This window comes from Streptomyces sp. NPDC059850 (assembly GCF_042731515.1).
Lineage (GTDB): Bacteria > Actinomycetota > Actinomycetes > Streptomycetales > Streptomycetaceae > Streptomyces.
Window position 1 is genome coordinate 1 of the sequence record NZ_JBHWJI010000106.1, and the last position, 13,724, is coordinate 13,724.

At 70.9% G+C, this 13,724-nt stretch carries 12 protein-coding genes; 7 read left to right on the forward strand and 5 right to left on the reverse strand.

What is annotated here, in order from left to right; translation table 11 throughout:
* Positions 1-224: 224 nt before the first annotated feature.
* Positions 225-920, forward strand: coding sequence for a response regulator transcription factor (locus ACFV9T_RS41520; RefSeq protein ID WP_385448801.1), 696 nt, complete (start codon positions 225-227; stop codon positions 918-920).
* Positions 921-928: 8 nt separating this feature from the next.
* Here ACFV9T_RS41520 and ACFV9T_RS41525 read toward each other — a convergent pair whose 3' ends face one another.
* Entirely contained in the window at positions 929-1,255 is a 327-nt protein-coding gene (locus ACFV9T_RS41525) for a hypothetical protein (RefSeq protein WP_385448803.1), read from the reverse strand.
* Between the two features lie 42 nt (positions 1,256-1,297).
* Entirely contained in the window at positions 1,298-2,968 is a 1,671-nt protein-coding gene (locus ACFV9T_RS41530) for a sodium:solute symporter family protein (RefSeq protein WP_385448806.1), read from the reverse strand.
* A 109-nt stretch (positions 2,969-3,077) separates the two neighbouring features.
* Here ACFV9T_RS41530 and galT point away from each other — a divergent pair, with 109 nt between their 5' ends.
* From galT to ACFV9T_RS41550, 4 genes are all read left to right on the forward strand, one after another.
* The gene (galT, locus tag ACFV9T_RS41535) at positions 3,078-4,145 is read left to right on the forward strand and encodes a galactose-1-phosphate uridylyltransferase (protein ID WP_385448826.1); all 1,068 of its coding nucleotides are present in this window, start codon (positions 3,078-3,080) and stop codon (positions 4,143-4,145) included.
* On the forward strand, positions 4,142-5,113 hold the full coding sequence (gene galE, locus ACFV9T_RS41540) for a UDP-glucose 4-epimerase GalE (protein ID WP_385448809.1): 972 nt from the start codon (positions 4,142-4,144) through the stop codon (positions 5,111-5,113). Before galT ends, galE begins: the two co-directional genes overlap by 4 nt.
* Positions 5,114-5,155: 42 nt before the next feature.
* Positions 5,156-6,343: a galactokinase gene (galK, locus tag ACFV9T_RS41545; RefSeq protein ID WP_385448812.1), complete on the forward strand. Its 1,188-nt coding sequence runs from the start codon at positions 5,156-5,158 to the stop codon at positions 6,341-6,343.
* Between the two features lie 359 nt (positions 6,344-6,702).
* Positions 6,703-7,515, forward strand: a complete 813-nt coding sequence (locus ACFV9T_RS41550) for a LuxR C-terminal-related transcriptional regulator (protein WP_385448813.1) — start codon at positions 6,703-6,705, stop codon at positions 7,513-7,515.
* On the opposite strand, the gene ACFV9T_RS41555 is transcribed toward ACFV9T_RS41550, so the two are convergent.
* Positions 7,474-7,971, reverse strand: coding sequence for a MarR family winged helix-turn-helix transcriptional regulator (locus ACFV9T_RS41555; RefSeq protein WP_009715516.1), 498 nt, complete (start codon positions 7,969-7,971; stop codon positions 7,474-7,476). The genes ACFV9T_RS41550 and ACFV9T_RS41555 overlap by 42 nt on opposite strands.
* 110 nt (positions 7,972-8,081) lie before the next feature.
* Between ACFV9T_RS41555 and ACFV9T_RS41560 the strand changes: the two genes are divergently transcribed.
* A complete protein-coding gene (locus tag ACFV9T_RS41560) occupies positions 8,082-8,903 on the forward strand; it encodes a trans-aconitate 2-methyltransferase (RefSeq protein WP_385448817.1) in 822 nt (273 codons plus the stop codon).
* A gap of 13 nt (positions 8,904-8,916) precedes the next feature.
* Here the strand turns inward: ACFV9T_RS41560 and ACFV9T_RS41565 are convergent, their stop codons facing one another.
* Positions 8,917-9,627, reverse strand: a complete 711-nt coding sequence (locus tag ACFV9T_RS41565; RefSeq protein WP_385448819.1) for a TetR family transcriptional regulator — start codon at positions 9,625-9,627, stop codon at positions 8,917-8,919.
* Positions 9,624-10,604 (reverse strand): acyl-CoA desaturase, encoded by a 981-nt coding sequence (locus ACFV9T_RS41570; protein WP_385448822.1) that lies wholly within the window; start codon positions 10,602-10,604, stop codon positions 9,624-9,626. Before ACFV9T_RS41570 ends, ACFV9T_RS41565 begins: the two co-directional genes overlap by 4 nt.
* A 246-nt stretch (positions 10,605-10,850) precedes the next feature.
* Here ACFV9T_RS41570 and ppc point away from each other — a divergent pair, with 246 nt between their 5' ends.
* Positions 10,851-13,571 (forward strand): phosphoenolpyruvate carboxylase, encoded by a 2,721-nt coding sequence (gene ppc, locus ACFV9T_RS41575; RefSeq protein ID WP_385448824.1) that lies wholly within the window; start codon positions 10,851-10,853, stop codon positions 13,569-13,571.
* The last annotated feature ends 153 nt before the right edge of the window (positions 13,572-13,724 follow it).

Below are 13,724 nucleotides of genomic sequence, written 5' to 3' on the forward strand. Positions count from 1 at the left end.
CGCACCGTACGGGCGGGGCCGCCGCCGTTCTTCTCCATGATTGATTCCGCCTCCATGATCGAATCCGCCCCCGCAGCAGGCCGAGGCGATCTGTTTCGGACGTGAATGAGGTGTCAAGTAGGCGCAGATGAGCGGGATTTCGGCATTCCGGGGGGCTTCTTCCGGGTAAGGGGCGCGCAACGTCGAACAAGCGTGTAGCTTCCCGGGGCAAAGGGGGGAAACTCATGGGCGTGCGACTCATGGTGGTCGATGACCACCGCCTGCTCGCGGAGGCCCTCGCCTCGGCGTTGAAGCTGCGCGGGCACCGGGTGCTCGCCGCGGCCGCGCCGAGCGCGGGAGCGGCGGAGCTGGTGGTGAGCCGGGCACCGGAGGTGTGTCTGCTGGGGACGGCGACACCCGCCGATCCGGGCGTGTTCGAACCGGTCGTGCGGATCAAGAAGGAGCGGCCACAGGTCGCGGTGGTGGTGCTCGGCCCGGTGCCGAACCCGCGCGGCATCGCCGCCGCCTTCGCCGCGGGCGCCTCCGGCTACGTCCGGCACGACGAGCGGATCGAGGGCGTCGAGCGCGCCATGCTGAAGGCGCGCGCGGGCGAGGCGGCGGTGGCCCCGCAGTTGCTGCAGGGCGCGTTCGCGGAGCTGCTCAACCCCGCGGCCCAGCCGGACGACGAGGGAGCCCGGCTGCTGCGCATGCTGACCCCGCGCGAGGTGGAGGTGCTGATGCGGGTCGCGGAGGGCGAGGACACCCGACTGATCGCCGCGGGCATGGGGATCGCGCCCAGCACGGCGCGCACCCATGTGCAGCGGGTGCTGATGAAGCTCGGGGTGGGGTCCCGGCTGGAGGCGGCGGCGCTGGCGGCGCGCACCGGCCTGCTGGACCGGGCGGCGACGCACCGCGGCGCGGCTCCGCTGGCTCCCTCCTAGACGCGTCCCTAAGCGCTGTCGTCCCCGGGCCGGGCGGGGCCCTGCTCGGGGGCGGCGGGGGCGGGGTGCGGCACCGGGAGCGGTCTGAGCTTCATCCAGAGCAGGAAGAGCAGGCCGAGGGCGAGCATGCAGGCGCCCGTCCACAGGTTGATGTTGATGTTCTCGGCCTTCCTCAGGTCCGCGTCGGAGGCGGTGATTCCGGCGATCGTGACGACGATCCCGTAGATCACGAACAGGCCGCCGATGATGCGCCGTACGTCGAAGAGCCGGGCCGCGGTCGCCGACCTCCCCTCCAGCTCCTCGACCTCGTGCTGGTACTCGTACTCGTCACTCATGGCGCGGGTTCCTTACCGCAGGAGGGGCACAGGGCAGCGGGGTCACAGGGAGAACGGGACGTAGCACAGCGCCGCGAGGACGATCGCGCCCCAGCCGAGCAGTGCCGGGCTGCGGTACCAGGCCTCGTCGCCGGGTGCCGCGGGTTCGGCGAGGCCCGGGGCGGTGGTGCCGTAGACAAGACCGGCCAGTGACTGCTCCGGCTTGGGCTTGGTGAAGGGCGTGACCGCGACCATCACCACCCCGCCGACCACGAACGCCACGATGGCGGAGACGAAGTTGGCGCCCTGGTCGCTGGGGATGGAGATGACGCCGTCCTTGTAGAGCCAGAAGTAGTTGATCATCGCCGCGACGGTGCCGGCGAGCAGCCCCCAGAACCCGGCCGGGGCGGTGGCCCGCCGCCAGAACATCCCGATGATGAAGACGCAGAACAGCGGCACGTTGAAGAACGAGAACAGGGTCTGCAGGTAGTTCATGATGTTGCTGAACGAGGACGCGATGAACGCCGTCCCCATCCCGGCCAGCACCCCGATCGCGGTCACCACCCGCCCCGTCAGCAGGTAGTACTCGTCCGCGCGGCCCTTCCTGATGTACGCCCGCCAGATGTCGTTGGTGAAGACCGTGTTGAAGGACGAGACGTTGGCCGCCATGCCCGCCATGAAGGCGGCGAGCAGCCCGGTCACCGCGAGGCCCAGCACCCCGTTGGGGAGCAGATCGCTCATCAGCAGCGGGATCGCGTCGTTGTACTGCAGCCCGCTCTTCGTGGAGCCGATCCCCGGCTCGACGACCAGCGCGATCAGCCCCGGGACCACCACGATCAGCGGGATGAACATCTTGGGGAAGGCGGCGATCAGCGGGGTGCGCTGGGCGGCGGAGAGGTTCTTGGCGGACAGCGCGCGCTGCACCTCGGCGAAGTTGGTCGTCCAGTAGCCGAAGCTCAGGCAGAAGCCGAGGCCGAGCACGATGGTCAGCCAGTTGGCGCCCAGCGGGTTGTCCGAGCCGATGCCGGTGCCGCCCCACGCGGAGGTGAAGTTGGCGCCGTGGGACGCGTCGAGCGAGTCCTTGAGTCCGCCGAAGCCGCCGACCCGCTTGAGGCCGACGACGGTGAGCGGGATGAGCGCGGCGAGGATGACGAAGAACTGCAGCACTTCGTTGTAGATCGCCGAGGAGAGCCCGCCGAGGGTGATGTACGCGAGCACGAACAGCCCGGCGACGACGATGGCGACCCACTGCGGCCAGCCGAGCAGCGCCTCGACGACGATGGCCATCGCGTAGAGGTTGACGCCCGCGATCAGCACGGACGCCACGGAGAAGATGATCGAGCTGAGCAGATGCGAGGACGGCCCGTAGCGGTGCAGCAGGAATTCGGGCACCGATCTGACCTTGGAGCCGTAGTAGAACGGCATCATCACCAGGCCCAGGAAGACCATCGCCGGAATGGCGCCCACCCAGTACCAGTGCACGGTGTAGACGCCGTACTGGGCGCCGTTGGCCGCCATTCCCAGGATCTCCAGGGCGCCCAGATTGGCGGCGACGAACGCCAGTCCGGTGACCCACGCGGGCAGTGACCGGCCGGAGAGAAAGAAGTCCAGGCTGGTCTTCACGCTTCGTCTGGCGGCGAATCCGACGCCGAGTACGACGACGAAGTACAGGATCAGGATCGAGTAGTCGAGGGCATTGGTGGGGAGCCGGAGATCCGCTGCCAGAGAACGCATGCGAATTATCCTGCTTTATCCGGGTGCTTTCCTCGTGCATTGACGCCGCTGTTGGCTTGTGGTTCATTATGTTTAGTTGTGTTGGGTGGAGCGACAGGAGCTGGCGGACGTGAAGAAGACGGCGACGCGGCTCGCGGACGGACGCGAGCTGATCTACTACGACGCGCGCGACGACGCGGTGCGCGACGCCGTGGATCAGCGGCCGCTCGACCCCATATCGACCCGCTCCGAGATCCGCCACGACCCCCTCCTCGGCGACGACGTGGCCGTCGCCTCCCACCGCCAGGGGCGTACGTACCACCCGCCCGCCGACGAATGCCCGCTGTGCCCCTCGCGCGACGGGCGGCACAGCGAGATCCCCGCCTCCGACTACGACGTCGCCGTCTTCGAGAACCGCTTCCCCTCGCTGGCCGGGGACGCGGGCCGGTGCGAGGTGGTCTGCTTCACCTCCGACCACGACGCCTCCTTCGCCGACCTCAGCCCCGAACAGGCCGCCCTGGTGCTCGACGCCTGGACCGACCGGACCGCCGAGCTGGCCCAGCTCCCCTCCGTCGAGCAGGTCTTCTGCTTCGAGAACCGCGGCCGGGAGATCGGCGTCACCCTCGGCCATCCGCACGGCCAGATCTACGGATATCCCTTCCCGACCCCGCGGACCCGGCTCATGCTCCGCTCGCTCGCCGAGCACCGTGAGCGGACCGGTCGGAATCTGTTCGATGATGTGGTCGCCGATGAGCGGTCCGACGGACGCCGCGTCGTCCTCGACGGCGAGCACTGGATCGCCTTCGTCCCGTACGCCGCCCACTGGCCGTACGAGGTGCACCTCTACCCGAAGCGCCGGGTCCCGGACCTGACCGCGCTGGACGATGCCGCGCGCACAGAGTTTCCACAGATGTATCTGGAACTCTTGAAGCGCTTCGACCGGATATTCGCCGGGCGGGGTGGTGGGAACGAAGGGGAGGACGAGCAGCCGACGCCGTACATCGCCGCCTGGCACCAGGCGCCGTTCACGGCGGACGACCGCGACGATTTCGCGCTCCACCTCGAGCTTTTCACCATCCGCCGCACTTCCGGCAAGCTGAAGTTTCTCGCGGGTTCCGAATCCGGCATGAATGTGTTCATCAATGATGTGCCGCCGGAGGCCGCGGCCGAGCGACTGCGAGAGGTAGCGAGCAAGTGAGCAATGCGCAGCAGAAGAAGTACCTGGTCACGGGCGGTGCCGGTTATGTCGGCAGCGTGGTCGCCGCGCATCTGCTGGAGGCCGGGCACCAGGTGACCGTGCTGGACGACCTGTCCACCGGGCACCGCGAGGGGGTACCCGAGGGCGCGGAGTTCATCGAGGGCCGCATCCAGGACGCGGCCAAGTGGCTCGACGCCTCGTACGACGGTGTGCTGCACTTCGCGGCGTCCTCGCAGGTCGGCGAGTCCGTCGTCGACCCGGAGAAGTACTGGATCAACAACGTCGGCGGGACCACCGCGCTGCTCGCCGCGATGCGGGACGCCGGGGTGCGCACCCTCGTCTTCTCCTCCACCGCCGCCACCTACGGCGAACCGGACGAGGTCCCGATCACCGAGGACGCCGCGACCGCGCCGACCAATCCGTACGGCGCCACCAAGCTCGCCGTCGACCACATGATCAGCGGGGAGTGCGCCGCGCACGGCCTGGCCGCGGTCTCCCTGCGGTACTTCAACGTCGCGGGCGCCTACGGGACGTACGGCGAGCGCCACGAACCCGAGTCGCACCTGATCCCGCTGGTGCTCCAGGTCGCGCAGGGCCGCCGCGAGGCGATCTCCGTCTTCGGCGACGACTACCCGACCCCCGACGGCACCTGCGTCCGCGACTACATCCACGTCGCGGACCTGGCCGACGCCCATCTGCTGGCGCTGACCGGTGCTTCCACGGGTGAGCACCTGATCTGCAACCTCGGCAACGGCAACGGCTTCTCCGTCCGCGAGGTCATCGAGACCGTCCGCCAGGTCACCGGCCACCCGATCCCCGAGGTCATCGCCGACCGCCGGGGCGGCGACCCGGCCGTGCTGGTGGCCTCGGCCGAGCGCGCCAAGGACCGCCTCGGCTGGCGGCCCGGCCGCGCCGACCTGAGGGGCATCGTCGCGGACGCGTGGGAGTTCGCGCAGCGCACGCACTGAGCAGTTGAGTGACGACGGATAAACAAGGACAGGGGTCAGCGAGTGAGCGACGTAGCGGCGGGGTTCCGGGAGGTCTACGGGACCGATCCGGAGGGCGTGTGGGCGGCACCGGGCAGGGTCAACCTGATCGGTGAGCACACCGACTACAACGACGGCTTCGTGATGCCGCTCGCCCTGCCGCATACGTGCCTCGCGGCCGCCGCGCCGCGCACCGACGGCGTGCTGCGCGTCCACTCCGGGGACGTCCCCGGCGGGATCGTCGAGCTGCGCGTCGCGGAGCTGGCCCCGGTCGCGGCGGGCGGCACCGGCGGCGACCGCGGTGGCTGGGCGGCCTATCCGGCGGGCGTGGTGTGGGCGCTGCGCGAGGAGGGGCTGCTGACCGGCGCCGCGGCGGGCGGCGCGGACCTGCACTACGCGTCCACGGTGCCCACCGGCGCCGGGCTGTCCTCGTCCGCCGCGCTGGAGGTGGTGACCGCCACCGCGCTGAGCGAGCTGTACGGGCTGGGACTCGCCCCGCAGCGCATCGCCCGGCTGTGCCAGCGCGCGGAGAACGACTTCGTCGGCGTGCCCTGCGGGATCATGGACCAGATGGCCTCCGCCTGCTGCGCCGAGGGCCACGCTCTCTTCCTCGACGCGCGCGATCTCACCCAGCGGCAGGTGCCGCTGGACCTCGCGGCGGAGGGGCTGCGGCTGTTGGTCGTGGACACCCGGGTGAAGCACGAGCTGGGCGACGGCGCGTACGCCAACCGGCGCGCCGCGTGCGAGTCGGGCGCGCGGGCGCTCGGCGTGTCCGCACTGCGCGAGGTGGAGTTCGCGACCCTGGACGCGACGCTCACCACCCTCGACGACCTCGGTGTGGACGACACCGTGCGCCGCCGGGTGCGCCATGTGGTGACCGAGAACCAGCGGGTGCGGGAGGTGATCGAGCTGCTGGACGCGGGCGACACCCGGGCCATCGGCCCGGTCCTGACCGCCGGACACGCCTCGTGCCGCGATGACTTCGAGATCTCCTGCGCCGAGCTGGACCTCGTGGTGGATTCGGCCAACGCGGCGGGCGCGCTCGGCGCGCGGATGACCGGCGGCGGCTTCGGCGGCTCGGCGATCGTGCTGGTCGAGGTGGCGGACGCGGACGCGGTGGCCAAGGCCGTCACCGAGGCCTTCGCCGCGGCCGGACACGGGGCCCCGCGGATCTTCCCGGCGGTGCCGAGCGCGGGCGCCCGGCGGCTCTAGGGCTCTCTGGCGGAGGAGGCTCTTCGGCCGCCTCATCCCCCTTCGGCCGTTGAGCGATCAATTTACGCCGTTCTCGGTCTCCTTACTCCCCAAGACCGAACACAAAGACCACCGTAATCAGGCGAGGCCGGGCAGTTTCGCTCATCCGCTCCGGATGTCGTACCCCGGCCTTACGCTGAGTGCAGCGTCGGTGGGGGCCGACGTGTATCAGGGGGCGAGACAGTCAGGTACGACGCCCGGGGTGGGGTAGCGATCTCAGCACGGCGGCGGCCGTGCGGTTGCGGTGACCCCTTTCCCGGGCGCCGTACCCGTACTGGTTCTCGGGGTATCCGGGTGTATCCGGCGACGTGGGGGGTTCCGTGGCACGTATTCGGGTTCTGGTGGTCGACGACCATCGCATTTTCGCCGAGTCACTGGCCGCCGCCCTCGCGGCGGAACAGGACGTGGACGTGGCGGCGGCCGGAAGCGGCCCGGCGGCGCTGCGCTGTCTGGAGCGCGGAGTGGCCGAGGGGCGGCGTTTCGACGTCCTGCTGATCGACGCCGATCTGGGCTCTCTGAACGGGGAGCCGCTGCACGCACCGCAGTCCGTGCCCGCCGAGGCGGCGCACGGCAACGGCCTGGGCTCGGGCCCGCCGGGGCGCGTCAACGGGCGGTCGCCCGACGGCATAGCGCTGGTCGGCGGCGTGCGCACCGCCCAGCCTGGGGTGCGCACCGTGGTGCTGGCCGAGCGCGACGATCCACGGAGGGCCGCGGCGGCCCTGCAGGCCGGGGCGTCCGGCTGGGTGGCCAAGGACTGTTCGCTGGTCCGGCTGCTCGCCGTGATCCGCGGAGTGCTGCGCGACGAGACGCATCTGCCGCCCGCGCTGCTCACCGGCGTGCTGCGGGAGCTGACGGCGGCCCGTAAGCACCGCACCGAGAGCGAGCGGCTGGTCGAATCGCTGACGCCGCGTGAACGGGAAGTGCTGCGCTGCATGGTGGCCGGGCTCGGTCGCAAGGCGGTGGCGGAGCGGCTGTTCCTGTCCCCGCACACGGTCCGCACCCATATGCAGAACGTGCTGGGCAAGCTGGGCGTGCACTCCACGCTGGCCGCCGTGGCGCTGGCCCGGCGGGCGGGCGTCGGCCCGGTCGACCTAGCCGGGGAAATTGTCGAACGGGGCGGTCAGCTGGCGTAGCAGCGCCGCCAGTTCCGCGCGCTGGGCCTGGGACAGCTCGGCGAGGATGGCGCGCTCGTGGTCCAGCAGCCCGGCCAGTGCCTGGTCGGCGCGGTCGCGCCCCTCCGCGGTGAGCCGGACGAGCACTCCGCGCCGGTCGCTGGGGTCGGGCAGCCGCTCGACCAGGCCCTTCTTCGCCAGCCGGTCGATGCGGTTGGTCATGGTGCCCGAGGTGACCAGCGTCTGGGTCAGCAGCTGCCCGGGGGAGAGCTGGTACGGGGTCCCGGCCCGCCGCAGCGAGGTCAGCACGTCGAACTCCCAGGACTCCAGCTGGTGCTCGCTGAAGGCGATCCGCCGCGCCCGGTCGAGATGGCGTGCGAGCCGGCTGACCCGGCTGAGCACTTCGAGCGGTTCGACATCGAGGTCGGGGCGTTCCCGACGCCATGCCGCCACCAGTCGATCGACCTCGTCGTCCATGACGATCAGTGTAGTAGGTCTGTCGACATGAAGTCTCTTGACATCAAGAGACGCCGTGGAGGACGGTAAGGCCTGCTCGTACCGACCGTACCCGCTCAAGGGACTTCACCATGCGTACGTCACCCCACTGGGACCCGGCCCAGTACCTCCGCCACTCCGGCCACCGCGCCCGCCCGTTCCGCGACCTGCTCGCCCAGATCCCCGCGCTCCCCGTGGAACCGGGCCGCCCGCCCCGCATCGCCGACCTCGGCTGCGGCCCCGGCAATGTCACCGTCCTGCTCTTCGACCGCTGGCCGGGTGCCCATGTCACCGGCCTGGACAGCTCCGCCGACATGCTCGCCGAGGCCCAGCCCCTCGCGGGCCCGACCACCGGCGGCGGCCGCCTCGACTTCCGTACTGTCGACGCGCTGCGCTGGGAGCCGGACGAGCCGTACGACCTCGTCGTCTCCAACGCCGCGCTCCAGTGGATGCCCGGCCACGCCGACGCCTTCCCCGGCTGGCTCGCCGCCCTGCGCCCCGGCGGCACCCTCGCCTTCCAGCTGCCCGGCAACTTCGGCGCCCCCAGCCACACCCTGCTGCGCGACCTGTGCGAGGCGCCGCGCTGGCGCGACCGCCTCGCCGACGCCCTGCGCAGCCCGGCCTCGGCCCTGGACCCGCTCGACTACCTGGACCGGCTCACCGCGCTGGGCTGCGAGGTCGACGCCTGGGAGACCACCTACCTGCAGATCCTCACCGGAGACGACCCGGTCCTCGACTGGACCAAGGGCACCGCCCTGCGCCCGGTCCTCACCGCCCTCGCCGACGACCCGGCCGCCCGCGACCGCTTCCTCGGCGAATACGCGGCCCTCCTCCGCGAGGCCTACCCTCCGGCCCCGTACGGCACGGCCTTCCCGTTCCGCCGGATCTTCGCGGTGGCCACCAAGAAGGCGTAACGGCAAGACACCCCTACGCCTTGCGGTGGCCTATCAGCCGGGGCCTCTGCTCCAGGCCGTCCAGGCCGTGCCAGGCCAGGTTCACCAGATGCGCCGCCACCTCGGACTTCTTCGGCTTGCGGACGTCCAGCCACCACTGGCCGGTCAGCGCCACCATCCCCACCAGGGCCTGGGCGTACAGCGGGGCGAGCTTGGCGTCGAAGCCGCGGGCCTTGAACTCCAGGCCCAGGATGTCCTCGACCTGGGTGGCGATATCGCTGATCAGCGAGGCGAAGGTGCCCGTCGACTGGGCGACGGGGGAGTCACGGACGAGGATCCGGAAGCCGTCCGTGTACTCCTCGATGTAGTCCAGCAGGGCGAACGTGGCCTGCTCGCACAGCTCCCGGGGATGGCCCGCGGTCAGCGACGTGGTCACCATGTCCAGCATCCGCCGCATCTCACGGTCGACCACGACCGCGTACAGCCCTTCCTTGCCGCCGAAGTGCTCGTACACCACCGGCTTGGACACCCCGGCCTTCGCCGCGATCTCCTCCACCGAGGTGCCCTCGAAGCCGCGTTCGGCGAAGAGCGCACGACCGATGTCCAGCAGCTGCTCCCGGCGCTCCTTGCCGGTCATCCGTACCCGGCGGGGCCGCCGGGGGCCGGATCCGGAGGACCGGACGGTCCGGGCCGCCCGGTCCTTGCTGCCGCTGGTATTACTGTCGGTCTCCACGCCCTCTATCATGCCGCTTCGGCAGGGGCCTCTTTACGCCGGGAGTCGATCCGGTTCGCGTTCGGCCAGCGGACGTCGTACGCCCAGCCCAGCTTCTCGAACCAGCGGATGATCCGGGCGCTGGAGTCCAGCTGGCCCTTCATCACCCCGTGCCGGGCGCACGTCGGGTCGGCGTGGTGCAGGTTGTGCCAGGACTCGCCGCACGAGAGCACCGCGAGCCACCACACGTTCCCGGAGCGGTCACGCGACTTGAACGGGCGCTTGCCCACCGCGTGGCAGATCGAGTTGATCGACCAGGTCACGTGGTGCAGCAGCGCCACCCGGACGAGCGATCCCCAGAAGAACGCGGTCACCGCGCCCTGCCAGGACCAGGTCACCAGGCCGCCGATGGCGGCGGGCAGCAGCAGCGAGACGACCGTCCACACCACGAACTGGCGGGAGATGTTGCGGATCGCGTCGTCCTTGACCAGATCCGGCGCGTACTTCGCCTGCGACGTCTGCTCCTCATCGAACATCCATGCGATATGTGCCCACCACAACCCCTTCATCAGGGCCGGGACGGTCTCCCCATACCGCCACGGCGAATGCGGGTCGCCCTCCGCGTCGGAGAACTTGTGGTGCTTGCGGTGATCGGCCACCCAGCGCACCAGCGGCCCCTCGACCGCCAGCGACCCCGCGATCGCGAGCGCGATCCGCAGCGGCCGCTTGGCCTTGAATGAGCCATGGGTGAAATAGCGGTGGTAGCCGATCGTGATGCCGTGGCAGCCGATGTAGTACATGACCACCATCAGTGCCAGGTCCAGCCAGCTGACCCCCCAGCCCCAGGCCAGGGGGATCGCCGCGAGCAGTGCGACGAACGGGACGGTGATGAACAGCAGCAGGGTGATCTGTTCGATGGAACGCTTGCTGTCCCCGCCCAGCGTGGCGGAGGGAAGCGGGGTCTCCTGGGCCTTCGGCGCGTCGTGGGTCACGTCGGGGCTTGCAGTCATGGGATCCCTCGTGGGGCTCGGGGGCTGGGCTACGGATCCGTAACCTACGGCGACGTAAGTATGGCAGGGCCGCGAACCGGGGCAAGAGGGCTCTGGTTTCCCCCGAGGGAACGCCACCTATCCTGGGGGCGTCGGACAGCGCGGTCCGCACATGGCCGAAAGCAACGGGTGCGGGCCCTGCGGCGCCAGCCGCGGGGGGGCTCCGCCCCCGCTGGGAACCCCCGTTCACTGCAAGGAGCCGCACCTGTGAGCAGTGCCGACCACACCAATGCCGCCCTGCGTGCCGATATCCGCCGTCTGGGTGACCTCCTCGGCGAGACCCTGGTCCGACAGGAGGGCCCCGACCTCCTCGATCTCGTCGAGCGCGTCCGCGCCCTCACCCGCAGTGACGGCGAGGCCGCCGCCGAACTGCTCGGCACCACCGACCTGCCCACCGCCGCCAAGCTGGTGCGCGCCTTCTCCACCTACTTCCACCTGGCCAACGTCACCGAGCAGGTCCACCGGAGCCGCGAGCTGAGCACGCGGCGCGCCGCCGAGGGCGGCATCCTGGCCCGCACCGTCGACCAGCTCAAGGACGCCGACGCCGACCATCTGCGGCAGACCGTGGAGCACCTGGGCGTCCGCCCCGTCTTCACCGCCCACCCCACCGAGGCGGCCCGCCGCACCGTCCTCAACAAGCTGCGCCGCATCGCCGAGCTGCTGGACACCCTCGCCGCAGGGGGCGAGAGCCGCCGCGCCGACCTCCGCCTCGCCGAGAACATCGACCTGCTGTGGCAGACCGACGAGCTGCGGGTCGCCCGCCCCGAGCCCGCCGACGAGGCCCGTAACGCCGTCTACTACCTGGACGAGCTGCACGCCCACGCCGTCGGCGACGTCCTGGAGGACCTGACCGCCGAGCTGGAGCGGGTCGGCATCGAGCTGCCCGCCACCACCCGCCCGCTCACCTTCGGCACCTGGATCGGCGGCGACCGCGACGGCAATCCGAATGTCACCCCCCAGGTGACCTGGGAAGTCCTGATCCTCCAGCATGAGCACGGCATCACCGACGCCCTGGAGATCATCGACGACCTGCGGGCCGCCCTCTCCAGCTCCATCCGCAACTCCGACGCCTCGGAGGAGCTGCTGGCCTCCCTCCAGCGCGACCTGGAGCTGCTGCCGGAGATCAGCCCGCGCTACAAGCGGCTCAACGCCGAGGAGCCCTACCGGCTCAAGGCCACCTGCATGCGCCAGAAGCTCGTCAACACCCGCGAGCGCCTGGCCAAGGACGCCCCGCACACGCCCGGCCGCGACTACCTCGGCACCGCCGAGATGCTGGACGACCTGAAGCTCATCCAGGACTCGTTGCGCGCCCACCGGGGCGCCCTGATCGCCGACGGCCGCCTGGAGCGCGCCATCCGCACGCTCGCCGCGTTCGGCCTCCAGCTCGCCACCATGGACGTACGGGAGCACGCGGACGCCCACCACCACGCCCTCGGTCAGCTCTTCGACCGGCTCGGCGAGGAATCCTGGCGGTACGCGGACATGCCCCGGGACTACCGGCGCAAGCTCCTCGCCAAGGAACTGCGCTCGCGCCGCCCGCTCGCGCCCTCCCCGGCGCCGCTGGACGCGGCCGGGGCCAAGACCCTCGGCGTCTTCCAGACCATCCGCGAGTCCTTCGAGCGGTTCGGGCCCGAGATCGTCGAGTCGTACATCATCTCCATGTGCGCGGGCTCCGACGACGTCTTCGCCGCCGCCGTCCTCGCCCGCGAGGCGGGCCTCATCGACCTCCACGCGGGCTGGGCCAAGATCGGCATCGTGCCGCTGCTGGAGACCACCGACGAGCTGAAGATCGCCGACCAGCTCCTGGACGAGATGCTGTCCGACCCCTCCTACCGGCGCCTCGTCTCCCTGCGCGGCGACGTCCAGGAGGTCATGCTCGGGTACTCCGACTCCTCCAAGTTCGGCGGCATCACCACCTCCCAGTGGGAGATCCACCGCGCCCAGCGGCTGCTGCGCGACGTGGCCCACCGGCACGGCGTACGGCTGCGCCTCTTCCACGGCCGCGGCGGCACCGTGGGCCGTGGCGGCGGGCCCACCCACGACGCGATCCTCGCCCAGCCGTGGGGCACCCTCGAAGGCGAGATCAAGGTCACCGAGCAGGGCGAGGTCATCTCCGACAAGTACCTGGTCCCCTCGCTCGCCCGGGAGAACCTGGAGCTGACGGTCGCCGCGACCCTCCAGGCGTCGGCCCTGCACACCGCCCCGCGCCAGTCGGACGAGGCGCTCGCCCGCTGGGACGCGGCGATGGAAACGGTCTCCGACGCCGCCCACGGCGCGTACCGCACGCTCGTGGACGACCCCGACCTGCCCGCGTACTTCTTCGCCTCCACCCCCGTCGACCAGCTCGCCGAACTCCACCTCGGCTCCCGCCCGTCCCGCCGCCCCGACTCCGGCGCGGGCCTCGACGGACTGCGGGCCATCCCGTGGGTCTTCGGCTGGACCCAGTCCCGGCAGATCGTGCCCGGCTGGTTCGGCGTCGGCTCCGGCCTCAAGGCCGCCCGCGAGGCCGGGCTCGACGGCGTGCTGGACGAGATGCACCAGCACTGGCACTTCTTCCGCAACTTCCTGTCCAACGTCGAGATGACCCTCGCCAAGACGGACCTGCGGATCGCCCGGCACTACGTCGACACCCTGGTCCCGGACGAGCTGAAGCACGTCTTCGACGTCATCCAGGCGGAGCACGAGCTGACGGTGCGGGAGGTGCTGCGGATCACCGGCGAGACCGAACTCCTGGACTCCAACCCGGTCCTGAAGCAGACCTTCCACGTCCGTGACGCCTACCTGGACCCGATCTCCTACCTCCAGGTGAGCCTGCTCCACCGGCAGCGCACCGCACACGAGCGCGGCGAAGAGGCCGACCCGGTGCTGGCCCGGGCCCTGCTCCTCACCGTCAACGGTGTGGCGGCGGGCCTGCGCAACACCGGCTGAACAACCCCATACGAAGCGGCGGGCCCCCCCCCCGCGGGGCGGGCCCCCCCCATGTTCCCCCTAAGCAACGACGCCGTGCCAAGGACGCCCCCCCCACCCCCCCCCCCCCCCCCCCCAAAACCCCCCCCCCCCCGCGCCAACACCACCCCCCCC